This is a genomic window from Paraburkholderia kururiensis JCM 10599 = LMG 19447, from assembly GCF_003986935.1.
Classification (GTDB): domain Bacteria; phylum Pseudomonadota; class Gammaproteobacteria; order Burkholderiales; family Burkholderiaceae; genus Paraburkholderia; species Paraburkholderia kururiensis.
Map to the genome: position 1 here is coordinate 197950 of NZ_RJZE01000002.1, position 14759 is coordinate 212708.

The following is a 14759-nucleotide window of genomic DNA, read 5'->3' on the forward strand; positions in this document are numbered from 1 at the left end:
AATGTAGGTGTGTTCGTGTCGTGGCCGCGCGCTTAGCCTTCGAGCCGCTCGATCTGCGTATCGATGTCCGCCGCCACGCGCTCGATGAACATGAGCTGACGCACCGCTTCGCCCGCCGCCTGGTTGGCGCCGCTGTCGAGCAGCGCCGCGAGCTTGTCGAGGCGGGCACGCTCTTCGTCGCGCAGTTCGGCCAGGAGCGCGTCCAGCGCACCGACGTTTTTCGCCGCGGCCGCGTCTTCGATGCTCTCGCGCCATTCCATCTGCTGCATCAGAAAGGCCGGCTCCATCGCCGTGTTGTTCTCGGCGCCGACGTCGATGCCGCGCAGATGCAGCAGGTACGTCGCGCGACGCAGCGGGTTGCGCAGCGTCTGGTAGGCCTCGTTGGCGCGCGTCGCCCATTGCATCGCAATGCGCTTTTGCGCGTCGCCGGCCGCCGCGAAGCGGTCCGGATGCACCTGCGACTGCACGGTGCGATAGGCCTCGTCGAGCGCGTTCGTCTCGATGGCGAATTGCTCGGGCAGGCCGAACAGGGCGAAGTGGCTATCGGTCAGCGAGGCCATGCTCAAAAGGAACAGGTGGGTGGAAACAACGTCGTGAAAAGGCCGGCTATCCGGCGGCATGCCGGACGCGAATCAAAAAAAGGCGGCCCGTGCCGCCTTTCTTGTGCGTGCGCCCGCTTATACGCGGAACGACTCGCCGCAGCCGCACTCGTCCTTCACGTTCGGGTTGTTGAACTTGAAGCCTTCGTTCAGGCCCTCGCGTGCGAAGTCGAGCTCGGTGCCGTCGATATAGGCCAGGCTTTTCGGGTCCACTATGACCTTCACGCCGTTGCTCTCGAACACCTGGTCCTCCGCCGACAGCTCGTCGACATACTCGAGCTTGTACGCAAGACCCGAACAGCCCGTCGTACGCACGCCGAGCCGCAGCCCGATGCCTTTGCCGCGCCGGGACAGATACTTCTGCACGTGTTGTGCCGCCTTTTCCGTCAACGTAATAGCCATAGCGTCTTCGTCGCACGAAGCGCCGCCTTGCTGCGCCCCGGAATGCTCCGGAACGTTTCCAGCATCAGCGCCGCCGCGCAACCCTGCCTGCATCCGTTCGTTAAACCACTTGCCACTGGCCCTGCCCGTCAGCCGGACAGGCTGTTTTGCTGCTCAGTTGCCGCCTGGTTACCGCTCTTGCTTGCCGCTTCGCAGCGGCTCGCTTGCCACTCAAGCCGCTGCGTGCTTCGCTTCGGCGTCCGCGGCTTCGGCCGTGGCGGGCGTCTGCGCGCCATGACGCTGACGGTAGTCCGCCACCGCGGCCTTGATCGCGTCTTCCGCGAGAATCGAGCAGTGGATCTTCACCGGCGGCAGCGCGAGTTCTTCGGCGATGTGCGTGTTCTTGATCGAGAGCGCCTCGTCGAGCGTCTTGCCCTTCACCCATTCCGTCACGAGCGAACTCGACGCGATCGCCGAGCCACAGCCGTACGTCTTGAACTTCGCGTCTTCGATCACGCCGTCCGCACCCACGCGAATCTGCAGCTTCATCACGTCGCCGCAGGCCGGAGCGCCCACCATGCCGGTGCCCACCGCATCGTCGTCTTTCGCGAACGAACCGACGTTGCGCGGGTTTTCGTAATGATCCAGAACCTTGTCGCTATATGCCATGATTCACTCCTTGATTCGTTTCGAGTCTCTCGCCTGTCGCCGCCGAAATCGGCGCGCTCAGTGCGCGGCCCACTGGATGGTGGACAGGTCGATGCCGTCCTGGTGCATTTCCCAAAGCGGCGACAGCTCGCGCAGCTTGGCGATCTTGTTCTTCAGCAGATTGATCACGTAGTCGACTTCCTGCTCCGTCGTGAAGCGGCCTACTGTGAAGCGAATGGAGCTGTGCGCCAGTTCGTCGTTGCGGCCAAGCGCGCGCAGCACGTACGACGGTTCCAGCGACGCCGACGTGCACGCCGACCCGGACGACACCGCCACGTCCTTCACCGCCATGATCAGCGACTCGCCTTCCACGAAGTTGAAGCTGATGTTCAGGTTGTGCGGGACACGCTGCTCCATGTCGCCGTTCACATAGACTTCCTCGATCTGCGAAAGGCCGGCGAACAGGCGGTCGCGCAACATACGGATGCGCTCGTTTTCCGTTGCCATTTCTTCGCGGGCAATGCGGAACGCCTCGCCCATGCCGACGATCTGGTGCGTGGCCAACGTACCCGAGCGCATGCCGCGCTCGTGGCCGCCGCCGTGCATCTGCGCCTCGATGCGCACGCGCGGCTTGCGGCGCACGTAGAGCGCGCCGATGCCCTTCGGGCCATAGGTCTTGTGCGCAGAAAACGACATCAGGTCGACCTTCAGTTTCTGCAGGTCGATTTCGACCTTGCCCGTGGCCTGCGCGGCGTCCACGTGAAAAATGATGCCCTTCTCGCGACAGATCTCGCCGATCGTCGCGATGTCCTGAATCACGCCGATTTCGTTGTTCACGTGCATGACGGAAACGAGGATCGTGTCGGGACGCAGGGCAGCCTTGAATACGTCGAGGTCGATCAGGCCGTCGTCTTTCACGTCCAGATACGTGACTTCGAACCCTTCGCGTTCGAGTTCGCGGCAGGTGTCGAGCACGGCCTTGTGCTCGGTCTTCACCGTGACGATGTGCTTGCCCTTGCTCTTGTAGAAGTGCGCCGCGCCCTTGATGGCGAGGTTGTCCGACTCCGTCGCGCCCGAAGTCCAGATGATTTCGCGCGGATCGGCATTCACGAGCGCCGCGACATTCTCGCGCGCTTCCTCGACGGCGTGCTCGGCGTCCCAGCCATACGCGTGGCTGCGCGAGGCGGGGTTGCCGAACTGCTCGCGCAGATACGGGATCATCTTGTCCACCACGCGCGGATCGACCGGCGTCGTCGCGCTGTAGTCCATGTAGATGGGCAAGTGGGGAATATCGTTATTCATCTATCGCTCCGGGAAATCGGTGTGTTGCTTGCATGCTCCAGCCCGCGGCGCCTCGCGGCAAAACTGGCGGAATCGACACGCCAGCCGCTTTGCGCGAGACGCGCAGCGAGGCTCAGGAACTGGCCATGTTGAAGATGGAGTTCGGTCCCTTCGGCGTGGCCCGCACGGGCTCGACCGCTTTGGCTTCGGTGCGGCGATCGCGCAGCACCGCCGCGGCCGCGCCTTCGCGCGCCCGCTGCTGGTCGACGAGATCCTTGAGCGACACCGAGTCGAGGTACTCGACCATTTTCTGGTTCAGCGTGGACCACAACTCGTGGGTCATGCAGTGGCCGTCGACCTGCTTCGTGCCGTCGCACGTGCCCTTGCCGCCGCACTGGGTGGCATCGAGCGGCTCGTCGACCGCGATGATGATGTCGGCGACCGTCACGTCCTCGGCACGGCGGGCAAGATTGTAGCCGCCGCCCGGTCCGCGCACGGACTCGACGATTTCATGACGGCGCAGCTTGCCGAACAGCTGTTCGAGATAGGACAGCGAGATGTGCTGGCGCTGGCTGATACCGGCCAGCGTCACCGGGCCCTGCTCCTGGCGCAACGCCAGGTCGATCATCGCCGTGACGGCGAAACGGCCTTTCGTGGTGAGTCTCATGATGTATGGGGAACCGCAATTCTCGACAATTTTCGTCAAGTATAAATACATGACTCTTTTAGTCAAGTATCCATGACATGATTCGGGTTATCGGAACGCCCCGAAAGGGGCAAAAAAGGAACAAAACTGCAACTGCCCGTCTTGCGTCACGCCGCAAGACGCTCGCGCAGCACGGCCAACAGGCCGGCGCAGGCCGCCTCGCACTGATCCAGGACGGCTTCGAAACCCTCCGCCCCGCCGAAATACGGGTCGGATACTTCGCGCGCCGCACCGGGCGACGCAAATTCCATCAGCAGCCGAATCTTGTGGCGCAACGCCGGCGGGCACACGCTGTGCAGCGCCGCCACGTTCGCCTCGTCCATGGCGAGTAGGAAGTCGAACCGCTCGAAATCCGCACGCCCGACCTGGCGGCCGCGCAGCGCCGAGAGATCGTAGCCGCGTGCGCCGGCTGCATGCTGGGCGCGTGGGTCCGGCGCTTCGCCGATATGCCAGTCGCCCGTGCCGGCCGAGTCGATATGGATGCGCTCCTTGAACCCCGCCTCGTTCACCAGATGCCGCATCACGCCCTCCGCGGTCGGGGAACGACAGATGTTCCCGAGGCAGACGAAACAGATCGAGACCGTATTCATCGGAAAAAGCGGCGCGAGCGAGCGGCGAAAAAAAGCTGAGCGGCGATTATACAAAGGCCCGCTCGATCGCGCCCGCAGCCTCACGCGCCGGACCGGAGCGACCGCGCGGAGGACAACGGCGTAACGAAAGACAAGCCGGCCACGAACTCAGAGTGCCTGCGACGAACCCAGGGCCGCGCCCGCCCGTTCGGTCGTCTTCGCAGCCACAGGCGCCTCGCTGTCGACAAGGCCGTACGACACCGTACGCGCGAGTTCGGCGGCGAACTGGTCGTTGCCCAACGGCAGTTGCGGGGCATGCGAGGCGGAATCGCGTGGTCCATAGAGGCTCGCCAGACTGGCGGCAGCGACGGCTATGAGCAGCGGCGTAGCGATGGCCAGTGGCCAGTAAAGCGATATTTTCTTTCTCATGATGCGCTCTCTCGACGGGTGGCCCGCGGCACGCACGGGCGGCAGTCGAAATGATAAGAGCGCCGGCAATCGGGAAAAACCCGCCCGAAGTGAACACTCTGTTGTCTCGGGATAAACAGTGCTCGCGAAGCGGCGGAACTCTTTGACAGAACGCGCGACAACGTCCGCGCCACGTTGAGGCACGGGCCGACAGAACCGCAGTTTCGAACCGCCGCTTCGCCCTACCCGACGTGGCTGCGCTGCGCCGCGTAGAGTTCGCGGAAGGTCCGCCCGACAGGCGCCGGCATGTCGCGCGTATCCGTCCATCCGCCGGCTAGCGGCAGGCGCGCGATCGCCCGGTTCTTGCCGCCCAGTTTTTCCAGCACGCGAACGGCAAGCCGCGTGAAGAGCGAATACGCCTCGGGATGCAACGCGAGCCAGCCCCAGACAGCCAGCCCCGCCCGCTCGCGCCACGGACGCAGATGCCGCTCCACCTGCTTCTCGCGCAGCTTGCGGAGCAGGTCGGAGAGCGGGATGCCCACCGGACACACGCTGTTGCACTCGCCGCAGAGCGTCGCCGCCTGCGGCAGGTCGAGCGCCTTGTCGAGGCCCACGTAGCTCGGCGTGAGCACCGACCCCATCGGCCCAGGATAGACCCAGCCGTAGGCGTGCCCGCCCACCTTCTGGTACACGGGGCAATGGTTCATGCAGGCGCCGCAGCGAATACAGCGCAGCATCTCCTGGAAGTCGCCGCCGATGAGCCCCGTGCGACCGCCGTCCACGAGCACGACGTACATGTGCTCGGGGCCGTCCTGGTCGTCCGCGCCACACGGGCCCGTCAGCACGGAGAAATAGTTCGAGATCGCCTGCCCGGTCGCCGAGCGCGGCAACAACCGCATTGCAGTGGCGAGGTCTTCGAGCGTCGGCAGGATTTTTTCGATACCGGTCACCGCCACGTGCACGCGCGGCATGACAGTACACATGCCCTCGTTGCCCTCGTTGGTCACGAGCGCGACCGAACCCGTCTCCGCGATCAGGAAGTTGCCGCCCGTCACGCCCATGTCCGCCGAGAGGAAATGCGGGCGCAGCACCTCGCGCGCCTCGCGCGTCATCTGCGGAATCTCGGTCAGGCGAGGCCGCTCGTGGGTCTTCGCGAACAGGTCGGCGATCTCTTCCTTATCCTTGTGCACGACGGGCGCAATGATGTGGCTGGGCGGCTCGTTGTGATTGATCTGAAGGATGTACTCGCCGAGATCGGTCTCGATGGACTGCACGCCCATCTGGCCCAGCACCTCGTTGAGGCGCATTTCCTCCGAGACCATCGACTTCGTCTTGATCACCTTCTTCACGTCGTGCCGGCGGGCGATGTCGGCCACGAGTTGCGCCGCGTCCCGCGTCGTCTCGGCATAGAGGACGGTCACGCCGCGGCGCGCGGCCTCGCGCTCGAAGGTCTCGATCCAGACGTCGAGATTCTCCAGCGCGCGGTTGCGGCGCTCTTTGAGCGCGGCCCGCGTGGCGGGAAAGTCGATATCGGTCATGGCCACGGCACGCGCCGACACGAACTTCGTCGAGAGCTTCGTGAGGTTCTGCTGCAGGCGAACGTCAGCGAGTTTCTGCCCCGCCCGCGCCTTGAACTGCATCGACTGGACTTGCATGCGTGCCCCTTAGTCTTTGCCGGCGTCGCCCGCCAGCACCTGTGCGATGTGCAGCACGCGCGTCGACGTGTCGCCCGTGCGGCGCAGCCGGCCTTCGATGTTCAGCATGCAGCCGAGGTCGCCCAGCACCACGGTGCTTGTGCCGCTCGCGTGCACGTTGGCGCACTTCTCGTCGACGATCGCGGTCGAGATATCGCCGTACTTCACGGCAAACGTGCCGCCAAAGCCGCAGCAGTGCTCGCAGTCTTTCATCTCGACCACTTCGACGCCCTGCTGCGCAAGCAGCGCGCGCGGCTGCGCCTTGACGCCGAGCTCGCGCAGCCCGGAACACGAATCGTGGTAGGTGACGGGCCCCTTGAACGCGCCCGGCTGCAGCTGCACCTTCGCGACGTTGACGAGAAAGTCCGTAAGTTCGAATACGCGGCCGCGCAGCCGCCCGTAACGGCTCATGAGTTCCGGGTCGTCGCGCAGCAGGTCGCCGTAATGCACGCGGATCATGCCGCCGCACGAGCCCGAGGGCACCACGACGTAATCGAACTGCTCGAACTCGCGCAGCATCTTCTCGGCGAGGTCGCGGGCCACGCCGCGTTCGCCGGAATTGTAGGCAGGCTGACCGCAACACGTCTGGGCCGGCGGCACGACCACTTCGTAGCCCGCCTGCTCGAGCAGCTTGATGACCGAAAAACCGATCTCGGGACGCATCAGGTCGATCAGGCAGGTGACGAACAATCCGACTCGCATGGGCGCTCCTCAGAAAAAACGCCCTCGATTATGCGGCTTTTGGCGTCGACGACCAACGTTCGCGCGCGACCTGAAAAACCCCCGGCGCATGCCGCGTCGCAGCGGAAAATTCACCCCGAACACCCCGAACGCCCGGGATACGCCCATTTTTTCACTATACGAGATACAATCGTGGCTTCGTTGTTTGACGCGTCAACCGCCCTGGTTCCAATGAGCGACACCAATCCGGATCCCAAGACTTCGATCCAGGTGATCGAACGCATGATGCGCCTGCTCGATGCACTGGCCGCGCACAGCGACCCTGTGAGCCTGAAAGAGCTAGCGCAGCGCACCGAACTTCACCCCTCCACCGCCCACCGCATTCTCAACGACATGGTGACGTGCCGGCTTGTGGACCGGTCCGATCCGGGCACGTACCGGCTCGGCATGCGGCTGCTCGAACTCGGCAATCTCGTCAAGGCGCGCCTCTCCGTGCGCGATGCTGCGCTGCAACCCATGCGCGAGCTGCATCGCCTCACGGGCCAGACCGTGAACCTGTCCGTGCGCCAGGGCGACGAGATCGTCTACATCGAACGCGCCTATTCCGAGCGCTCCGGCATGCAGGTGGTGCGCGCCATCGGCGGCCGCGCGCCATTGCACCTCACTTCCGTCGGCAAGCTGTTCCTCGCCGCCGACGAGGCCAGCCGTGTGCGCGCCTATGCCACACGCACGGGCCTCTCGGGCCACACGCAGAACAGCATCACGGACCTCGCCCGGCTCGAACGCGAGCTCATGCATGTGCGCCAGCAGGCATGCGCACGCGACAACGAGGAACTGGAGCTCGGGGTGCGATGCATCGCCGCGGGCATCTACGACGATACGGGCAAGCTGGTGGCCGGCCTGTCGCTCTCCGCACCGGCCGACCGGCTGCAGGACTCGTGGCTCGCCCATCTGAGCCGCACGGCGCTGAGCATTTCGGAAGCGCTCGGCTACCATCCCGAGGCAGCCGAGGCGAGTACGCACGGCAGTTCGCAAGCGGCGTAAGCACCCAAGCTCGTAGAACCTCGGCCGCTGCGACATACGTGTCACACAATATGTCGCAGCGGCCATGAAAAAAGCCCGCTTGATGAAGCGGGCTTTTTGTTGCAGCGACCGGCACGGTTATACGCGCCGGCAGGCAGAGACGTCGATCAGGTGCCGGCGCCGCCTGCGTCCGCGCTCGTGATGTGCGGCTGATCGCCGCCATTGTCGAGCCACGTGCGCAGACGCGTGGCGTCGGCGAAGCGCGAATACTTGCCCGACGAATCGAGCAGCACCATGATCATCGGGCGGCCGTGGATGGTCGCCTGCATCACGAGGCACTCGCCTGCTTCGTTGATGAAGCCGGTCTTCTGCAGGCCGATGTCCCACGTCGAATTCGCGCCGCGCACCAGCGCGTTCGTGCTGTTGTAGGCGAGCGAACGACGGCCCGTGTACACCTCATAGCTGCGATCGGTCGAGAACCGGCGGATCAGCGGATACTGGTACGCGGCGTTCACCATCTTCACGAGATCGCGGGCGCTCGAGACGTTGAGGCTCGTCAGGCCCGTCGAGTTCTCGAAGTGCGTATCCGTCATGCCGAGTTGCTTCGCCTTCGCGTTCATCGCGGCGATAAAGGCAGGACGGCCGCCCGGGTAGTAACGCGACAGCGCGGCTGCCGCGCGGTTTTCGGACGCCATCAGCGCAATGTGCAGCATGTCTTCGCGCGAGAGCACCGACCCCACGGCCAGGCGCGAGCCCGTGTTCTTCTCGTAGTCGCGGTCCTCGTCGGTGACTTCGATCTGCTCCGCGAGCGACTCTTTCGAGTCGAGCACGACCATCGCGGTCATCAGCTTCGTGATCGAGGCGATAGGCACGACGGCGGTCGAATTCTTGTCGAAGAGCGGCTCCATCGTGTTCTGGTCCACCACGTACGCGACGCTCGAACGCAGCATGAGCGCGTCGGGCGTTTCGTGGAGGCCGAACGCCTGGCCGGCTGACGGCGTACGCGGTTCGAACGCGACGCGGCGCACGCCGTGATGGCGGCCCATCGTGTACGTGACGCGCCGTTTCTTCGCGACCGGACGAGCGACGTCCGCAGTCGCCGCGGCCGATTTGGCTACGACCTTCGAGGACCGGGCCACGGTTTTATGGCTTGCGCCCGGCTTTTTCGCCGATTTGCCCTGGTGCGATTGGGAAGGAGCGGTGCTCGACGCTGCGAAAGCGTCAGCGGGCACGGCGAAAGCCGCGCCAATGACCACGGAAGCAGCCACCGACAGTGCGGTGCTGAGTGCCGCGCCGTGGATCACTTTTAGCGACGAAAGCAAGTCGGTTTTCATTGGTGTTCTGGAAGGAGCGGCAGGATTTTTCCGCCAGTGTAGTAAAACCACGAAAAATTAGCAATATTAAGCACTTATCAGTGCACCTTAAACCGAATCGTAAGGTCCTATTGATAAGCACAATAAAGACCACCCGATTGATGCAGAAAAGCAATCAATCGCGCAGCGTTCCCCGGCGCGTCCGGCGCCCTCTCACCTTCCGATGAGAGACTTTCCCGGATTAACGGCAGACTCGAGGATGTTCTTGATCAGGGGAAATACGATCGCTCTGGCGAGCGCCGCCTCGTGGCGCGTCGCCTGGTCGCTCGGGACGAGCGTGTCGAAAATGCGGACAGTTCTTGTGGCATTCGCCTTTCGACTGTCACGGTCGTGCCGCACAGACCGCGCGTTCGACCGTAATTTAACTTTAACGTTCCGCGACCCATTCGGTTTACCTGATGCCCTACGGATATATCCCAGGGGGGTCGATGTCGACGTTCGGAATGCTGGGTGCTGCGCACGTCGCCCGCGTGGGCCAACGGCAGACTATTGCGAATGCACGCGCACCCGACTGGTGCAAGCCGGACTGCGCACCAGCCCGCCGAAGTGACATGCGCCCGGCATAACCAACTGTTTTATCGAGAATTTATTGATGTTGTGCGCCGCACAAAAAGCGCTTGACTTTTGGTGCACGTATCCTAAAATCACGTTCAATGTTGCGACGCACAAATGGAACACGCGACGCAGCGGAGTCCCACCGTCTTGCCACTTATCAACACGGTCTGCGCCAGACAGGCCGTTCCCAGGAGCGAAAACATGAATCTGCTGACCCCCGAGCAAATCGTCGCTGCGCAGAAGGCCAACCTCGAAACCCTCTTCGGCCTGACCGGCAAGGCGTTCGAGGGCATGGAGAAACTCGTCGAGCTGAACCTCCAGGTCGTGAAGTCGACCATCGCGGAAGGCCAGGAAAACGCCCAGCGCGTGCTGTCGGCAAAAGACGCGCAGGAACTGCTCGCACTGCAAGCCAGCCTCACGCAGCCGGTAGCCGAAAAGGTGCTGTCGTACGGCCGTCATCTGTATGAAATCGCCTCGGCCACGCAAGCCGAATTCGCACGTGTCGCCGAAGCGCAGTACGAAGACCAGAACCGCAAGGTCCAATCGCTCGTCGACAACGTCGCCAAGAACGCTCCGGCCGGTTCGGAAACCGCCGTCGCCGTGATCAAGTCGGCCATCACCGCCGCGAACACGACGTACGAAACGGTTCACAAGGCTACCAAGCAGGCCGTCGAGATCGCCGAAAGCAACTTCAACGCCGCTACGGCCGCTGCGTCGAAGGCTGCCGCGCAAGCTTCGCGCTCGGCATCGGCCAAGAAGGCTGTCTAAGGAACAGATGGGAACAGGCGTGTGCGCGCGGAGCGTGGCGACGCCTGAGCCGCTCAGGCAACGCGGTAAGCGCTGTCGGCCTGCCGGAAGCCCGCTGAAACAGGAACGGCGCACCCTTTGCGGGGTGCGCCGTTTTCATTTGCCTGCGTTCCAGGGGCGTCCGAACTGCGTGGAAAGCCGCGTTCGAACTGGGAACCGCATCCTGGGAAACGCGGGCTCACGGATTAGTGAGCCCGGCCTCGCGCCGGCACCTAACGCGCTTACTTCTTTTTCTGCGGAGGCAGGTCGGTACAGACGCCTTCGTACAGCTCCGCCGCCATGCCGATGGACTCGCCGAGCGTCGGGTGCGGATGGATCGTCCTGCCGATGTCCGTCGCATCCGCGCCCATCTCGATTGCGAGGCACACCTCGCTGATGAGGTCGCCCGCATTCAGACCGACAATGCCGCCGCCAATCACGCGATGCGTCTCTTCGTCGAAGATCAGCTTGGTGAAACCCTCGTCGCGACCATTGGCGATTGCGCGGCCCGACGCGGCCCACGGGAACACGGCCTTGCCGTACTTGATGCCCTCGGCCTTGCACTGGTCTTCGGTCTTGCCCGCCCACGCCACTTCCGGATCCGTGTAAGCCACCGACGGAATCTGCAGTGCGTCGAAGTACGCTTTCTCGCCGTGCGCCGCTTCCGCCGCGACGTGACCTTCGTGCACGGCCTTGTGCGCGAGCATCGGCTGACCGACGACGTCGCCGATTGCGAAGATGTGCGGCACGTTGGTGCGCATCTGCTTGTCGACTTCGATGAAGCCGCGATCGGTCACCGCGACGCCCGCTTTCTCCGCACCGATCCTCTTGCCGTTCGGGCTGCGCCCCACCGCCACCAGCACGAGGTCGTAGCGCTGCGGACCGTCCGGCGCCGCCTCGCCCTCGAACGACACGTAGATGCCGTCGGGCTTCGCCTCGGCCTTCGTGGTTTTCGTCTTCAGCATCAGCTTGGCGAAACGCTTGCCGCTGTACTTCTCCCAGACGCGCACGAGATCGCGGTCCGCGCCCATCATCAAGCCGTCGAGCATTTCGACCACATCGATCTGCGCGCCGAGCGTCGAATAGACCGTCGCCATTTCGAGACCGATGATGCCGCCGCCGATCACGAGCATGCGTTGCGGAATCTGCGGCAGTTCAAGCGCGCCCGTGGAGTCGACGACACGCGGATCGTCGGGCAGAAACGGCAGCTTCACGGCCTGCGAGCCCGCCGCGATGATCGCCTGCTTGAAGCGGACCACTTTCTTGCCGGCCTCGCCCTGCACTTCCATATGGTTCGGATCGACGAACGTGCCGACGCCGGTCACCACTTCGACCTTGCGCGCCTTCGCCATGCCGGCAAGGCCACCCGTGAGCTTCTTCACGACGCCGGCCTTGAACGCGCGCAGCTTGTCGAGGTCGATCTGCGGCTTGCCGAACGTGATGCCGTGACCGGCCAGCGCTTCGGCTTCGTCCATCACGAGCGCCGTGTGCAGCAGCGCCTTCGAGGGAATGCAGCCCACGTTCAGACACACGCCGCCAAGCGTCGAATAGCGCTCCACCAGCACCGTCTTCATGCCGAGGTCCGCCGCGCGGAACGCGGCCGAATAGCCGCCGGGGCCCGCGCCCAGCACGAGCATGTCGCATTCGATGTCGGCATTGCCGCTGTAGCTGCCTGCCTGCACGGCGGCAGCGACCTTCGGTGCTGCCGGCGGGGTAGCGGCGGCCGGAGCAGGCGCCGCAGCCGGTGCGGGAGCGGCCGGTGCCGCAGTTGCCGCGGCGCCTGCTTCCACGAGTGCGACCACGGTGCCCTGGGACACCTTATCGCCCGGCTTGATACGCACTTCCTTGACCGTACCCGCGACGTCGCTGGGCACTTCCATGGACGCCTTGTCCGACTCGAGCGTGAGCAATGACTGCTCCTTCTCGATGACGTCACCGGGCTTGATGTTGACTTCGATGACGTCGACATCCTTGAAATCGCCGATATCCGGCACTTTCACTTCGACGAGACTCATTCACGTCCCCTTCTTTTTGCAGATCGTGGTGGCGGTGCGCCGCGCGAAACCGCTGTGCGAAACCGCTGTGCGAAACCGCTTGTGCAACATACAGCACGAGGCCTGGAGCCGCGGCCGTCATGCCGTTGAACGGCAGGCAATGGGCCCGCGACACAGCGGCAGGCGCATCAGCAAGCCGGGCAACCTGGGGGGACGAGCGGGTCGCGCAACACGACCCCCGCTCGCCCTGGCCCAACGGCGCCCCGCCGGACGATCAGAGAATCACACGCCGGAAATCGGCCAGGATGGATGCCAGATACGCGTTGAAGCGCGCTGCCTCGGCGCCGTCGATCACGCGGTGGTCGTACGACAGCGAAAGCGGCAGCGTGAGGCGCGGCACGAACTGCTTGCCGTCCCACACCGGCTTCATCGCGCTGCGCGAGAGTCCCAGGATGGCGACTTCGGGCGCATTGATGATCGGCGTGAAGTTCGTGCCGCCAATGCCGCCCAGCGACGAGATCGAGAAGCAGCCGCCCTGCATCTGGTCGGGCTTGAGCTTGCCTTCGCGCGCCAGCTTCGAGAGCTCGCTCATTTCCTTCGCGATATCGACGAGGCCCTTCTTGTCCGCGTCGCGGATCACGGGCACGACGAGACCGTTCGGCGTGTCGGCAGCAAAACCGACGTGGTAGTACTGCTTGAAGACGAGGTTGTCGCCGTCGAGGCTCGCATTGAAGGTCGGGAACTTCTTGAGTGCCGCGACGCAGGCCTTGATCACGAACGCGAGCATGGTGAACTTCACGCCCGCCTTCTCGTTTTCCTTGTTCAGCTGGACGCGCAGCGCCTCGAGCTCGGTGATGTCCGCCTCGTCGTTGTTCGTGACGTGCGGAATCATGACCCAGTTGCGGTGCAGGTTCGCGCCGGAAATCTTCTTGATGCGCGAGAGCGGCTTCGGATCGATCGGGCCGAACTTCGCGAAATCGATCTTCGGCCACGGCAGCAGATTCAGCTCGCCGCCGCCTGCCGCTGCCGGCGCACCGGCTGCCGCTGCCGGCGCACCGGCTGCCGCCGGCGCGCGCTGGCCGGTCATCACACCCTTCACGAAGGCCGTGACGTCTTCCTGGGTGATGCGGCCCTTCGGACCCGTGCCGCGCACCTGCGAGACATCGACGCCCAGTTCGCGCGCGAACTTGCGCACGGACGGCGACGCATGGCTTGCCTGCCGCGCGCCGCCTTCGCCCGCGGGAATCAACGGAGCCTGCGCGAGCGCCGACGGTTGCGCGACCGGCGCGCGTTGCGGCACCTGCGGCGCATCCGAGGGCGCCTCGACCGGCGCCTTCGCCGCAGCCGGCGCAGCTTGCGGAGCCGCCGCCGCGCCTTCGGCTTCGAGCAGCAGGATCAGCGTGCCTTCGGACACCGCATCGCCCACCTTGACCTTGAGTTCCTTGACGACGCCGGCCGCAGGGCTCGGCACGTCCATGGTGGCCTTGTCCGATTCGAGCGTGACGAGCGACTGCTCCTTCTCCACGCGATCGCCCACCTTCACGGCGACCTCGATGACCGGCACGTCCTTGTAGTCGCCGATATCGGGCACCTTCACTTCCTGCACACCGCCCGTTGCCGCCGGTGCAGCGGCAGCACGTGCAGCGGCCGCCGCTTGAGCGGGAGCCGCCTGAGGCGCCGCTGCTGCGGGCGCCGGCGCTGCGGCGCCGTTCGCCTTCGGCGCGGCGGCCGCGCCATCGCCGCCTTCCAGCACGACGATGAGCGAGCCTTCGGACACGGCATCGCCCACCTTCACCCGCACGTCCTTGACGGTGCCGGAGGCCGGGCTCGGCACGTCCATGGTCGCCTTGTCCGACTCGAGCGTCACGAGCGACTGTTCCTTCTCGACGGTATCGCCCGCCTTCACCAGAATCTCGATTACAGGCACGTCCTTGTAATCGCCGATATCCGGCACCTTTACTTCAATCGATTGACTCATTGTTGGTGTCTCCTGGGCCGCGCGCGCCGCCGGGCCGCGAACCGGTCGCGGGAAGCGGCGCGCGTCGTGGCACGCGGGGGGTG

The 14759-nt window shown here is 64.6% G+C and carries 14 protein-coding genes; 2 read left to right on the forward strand and 12 right to left on the reverse strand.

Features of this window, described 5'->3' with window-relative positions; translation table 11 throughout:
• Positions 1–32: 32 nt before the first annotated feature.
• The 9 genes from hscB to PKKP23_RS03100 form a co-directional block, all read right to left on the reverse strand.
• Positions 33–560 (reverse strand): Fe-S protein assembly co-chaperone HscB, encoded by a 528-nt coding sequence (gene hscB, locus PKKP23_RS03060; protein ID WP_017777994.1) that lies wholly within the window; start codon positions 558–560, stop codon positions 33–35.
• A gap of 117 nt (positions 561–677) precedes the next feature.
• Positions 678–1001 (reverse strand): iron-sulfur cluster assembly protein IscA, encoded by a 324-nt coding sequence (gene iscA, locus PKKP23_RS03065; protein ID WP_042301183.1) that lies wholly within the window; start codon positions 999–1001, stop codon positions 678–680.
• A 210-nt stretch (positions 1002–1211) separates the two neighbouring features.
• Complete coding sequence (gene iscU, locus PKKP23_RS03070) at positions 1212–1649, reverse strand: Fe-S cluster assembly scaffold IscU (protein ID WP_017777992.1); 438 nt, start codon at positions 1647–1649, stop codon at positions 1212–1214.
• A 57-nt stretch (positions 1650–1706) separates the two neighbouring features.
• Positions 1707–2930, reverse strand: a complete 1224-nt coding sequence (locus PKKP23_RS03075; RefSeq protein WP_126875741.1) for an IscS subfamily cysteine desulfurase — start codon at positions 2928–2930, stop codon at positions 1707–1709.
• A gap of 112 nt (positions 2931–3042) precedes the next feature.
• Positions 3043–3576, reverse strand: a complete 534-nt coding sequence (gene iscR, locus PKKP23_RS03080) for a Fe-S cluster assembly transcriptional regulator IscR (protein WP_017777990.1) — start codon at positions 3574–3576, stop codon at positions 3043–3045.
• A 146-nt stretch (positions 3577–3722) separates the two neighbouring features.
• Complete coding sequence (locus PKKP23_RS03085; protein ID WP_126875742.1) at positions 3723–4205, reverse strand: low molecular weight protein-tyrosine-phosphatase; 483 nt, start codon at positions 4203–4205, stop codon at positions 3723–3725.
• Between the two features lie 147 nt (positions 4206–4352).
• The gene (locus PKKP23_RS03090) at positions 4353–4613 is read right to left on the reverse strand and encodes a hypothetical protein (RefSeq protein ID WP_126875743.1); all 261 of its coding nucleotides are present in this window, start codon (positions 4611–4613) and stop codon (positions 4353–4355) included.
• A gap of 221 nt (positions 4614–4834) precedes the next feature.
• The gene (locus PKKP23_RS03095; RefSeq protein WP_126875744.1) at positions 4835–6247 is read right to left on the reverse strand and encodes a lactate utilization protein B; all 1413 of its coding nucleotides are present in this window, start codon (positions 6245–6247) and stop codon (positions 4835–4837) included.
• Between the two features lie 9 nt (positions 6248–6256).
• Positions 6257–6988: a (Fe-S)-binding protein gene (locus PKKP23_RS03100; RefSeq protein ID WP_026122083.1), complete on the reverse strand. Its 732-nt coding sequence runs from the start codon at positions 6986–6988 to the stop codon at positions 6257–6259.
• 210 nt (positions 6989–7198) lie between these two features.
• Between PKKP23_RS03100 and PKKP23_RS03105 the strand changes: the two genes are divergently transcribed.
• Positions 7199–8011, forward strand: a complete 813-nt coding sequence (locus PKKP23_RS03105) for an IclR family transcriptional regulator (RefSeq protein ID WP_017777985.1) — start codon at positions 7199–7201, stop codon at positions 8009–8011.
• A gap of 146 nt (positions 8012–8157) precedes the next feature.
• Here the strand turns inward: PKKP23_RS03105 and pbpG are convergent, their stop codons facing one another.
• Complete coding sequence (gene pbpG / locus PKKP23_RS03110) at positions 8158–9324, reverse strand: D-alanyl-D-alanine endopeptidase (protein WP_017777984.1); 1167 nt, start codon at positions 9322–9324, stop codon at positions 8158–8160.
• Positions 9325–10119: 795 nt separating this feature from the next.
• On the opposite strand from pbpG, the gene PKKP23_RS03115 reads away from it, so the two are divergent.
• A complete protein-coding gene (locus PKKP23_RS03115; RefSeq protein WP_017777983.1) occupies positions 10120–10686 on the forward strand; it encodes a phasin family protein in 567 nt (188 codons plus the stop codon).
• Positions 10687–10946: 260 nt separating this feature from the next.
• Here the strand turns inward: PKKP23_RS03115 and lpdA are convergent, their stop codons facing one another.
• Positions 10947–12719 carry a dihydrolipoyl dehydrogenase gene (gene lpdA / locus PKKP23_RS03120; RefSeq protein ID WP_126875745.1) on the reverse strand — a complete coding sequence of 591 codons (1773 nt, stop codon included), beginning with the start codon at positions 12717–12719 and terminating at the stop codon, positions 10947–10949.
• Between the two features lie 253 nt (positions 12720–12972).
• Positions 12973–14676 (reverse strand): dihydrolipoyllysine-residue acetyltransferase, encoded by a 1704-nt coding sequence (aceF, locus tag PKKP23_RS03125; protein ID WP_126875746.1) that lies wholly within the window; start codon positions 14674–14676, stop codon positions 12973–12975.
• Positions 14677–14759 lie beyond the last annotated feature (83 nt).

Coding starts and splice junctions, on each gene's coding strand:
- pbpG (WP_017777984.1), bottom strand. CDS start 9,324: ATGAAAACCGACTTGCTTTCGTCGCTAAAAGTGATCCACGGCGCGGCA.
- iscA (WP_042301183.1), bottom strand. CDS start 1,001: ATGGCTATTACGTTGACGGAAAAGGCGGCACAACACGTGCAGAAGTAT.
- iscR (WP_017777990.1), bottom strand. CDS start 3,576: ATGAGACTCACCACGAAAGGCCGTTTCGCCGTCACGGCGATGATCGAC.
- PKKP23_RS03075 (WP_126875741.1), bottom strand. CDS start 2,930: ATGAATAACGATATTCCCCACTTGCCCATCTACATGGACTACAGCGCG.
- iscU (WP_017777992.1), bottom strand. CDS start 1,649: ATGGCATATAGCGACAAGGTTCTGGATCATTACGAAAACCCGCGCAAC.
- hscB (WP_017777994.1), bottom strand. CDS start 560: ATGGCCTCGCTGACCGATAGCCACTTCGCCCTGTTCGGCCTGCCCGAG.
- PKKP23_RS03085 (WP_126875742.1), bottom strand. CDS start 4,205: ATGAATACGGTCTCGATCTGTTTCGTCTGCCTCGGGAACATCTGTCGT.
- aceF (WP_126875746.1), bottom strand. CDS start 14,676: ATGAGTCAATCGATTGAAGTAAAGGTGCCGGATATCGGCGATTACAAG.
- PKKP23_RS03095 (WP_126875744.1), bottom strand. CDS start 6,247: ATGCAAGTCCAGTCGATGCAGTTCAAGGCGCGGGCGGGGCAGAAACTC.
- PKKP23_RS03090 (WP_126875743.1), bottom strand. CDS start 4,613: ATGAGAAAGAAAATATCGCTTTACTGGCCACTGGCCATCGCTACGCCG.
- PKKP23_RS03100 (WP_026122083.1), bottom strand. CDS start 6,988: ATGCGAGTCGGATTGTTCGTCACCTGCCTGATCGACCTGATGCGTCCC.
- lpdA (WP_126875745.1), bottom strand. CDS start 12,719: ATGAGTCTCGTCGAAGTGAAAGTGCCGGATATCGGCGATTTCAAGGAT.
- PKKP23_RS03115 (WP_017777983.1), top strand. CDS start 10,120: ATGAATCTGCTGACCCCCGAGCAAATCGTCGCTGCGCAGAAGGCCAAC.
- PKKP23_RS03105 (WP_017777985.1), top strand. CDS start 7,199: ATGAGCGACACCAATCCGGATCCCAAGACTTCGATCCAGGTGATCGAA.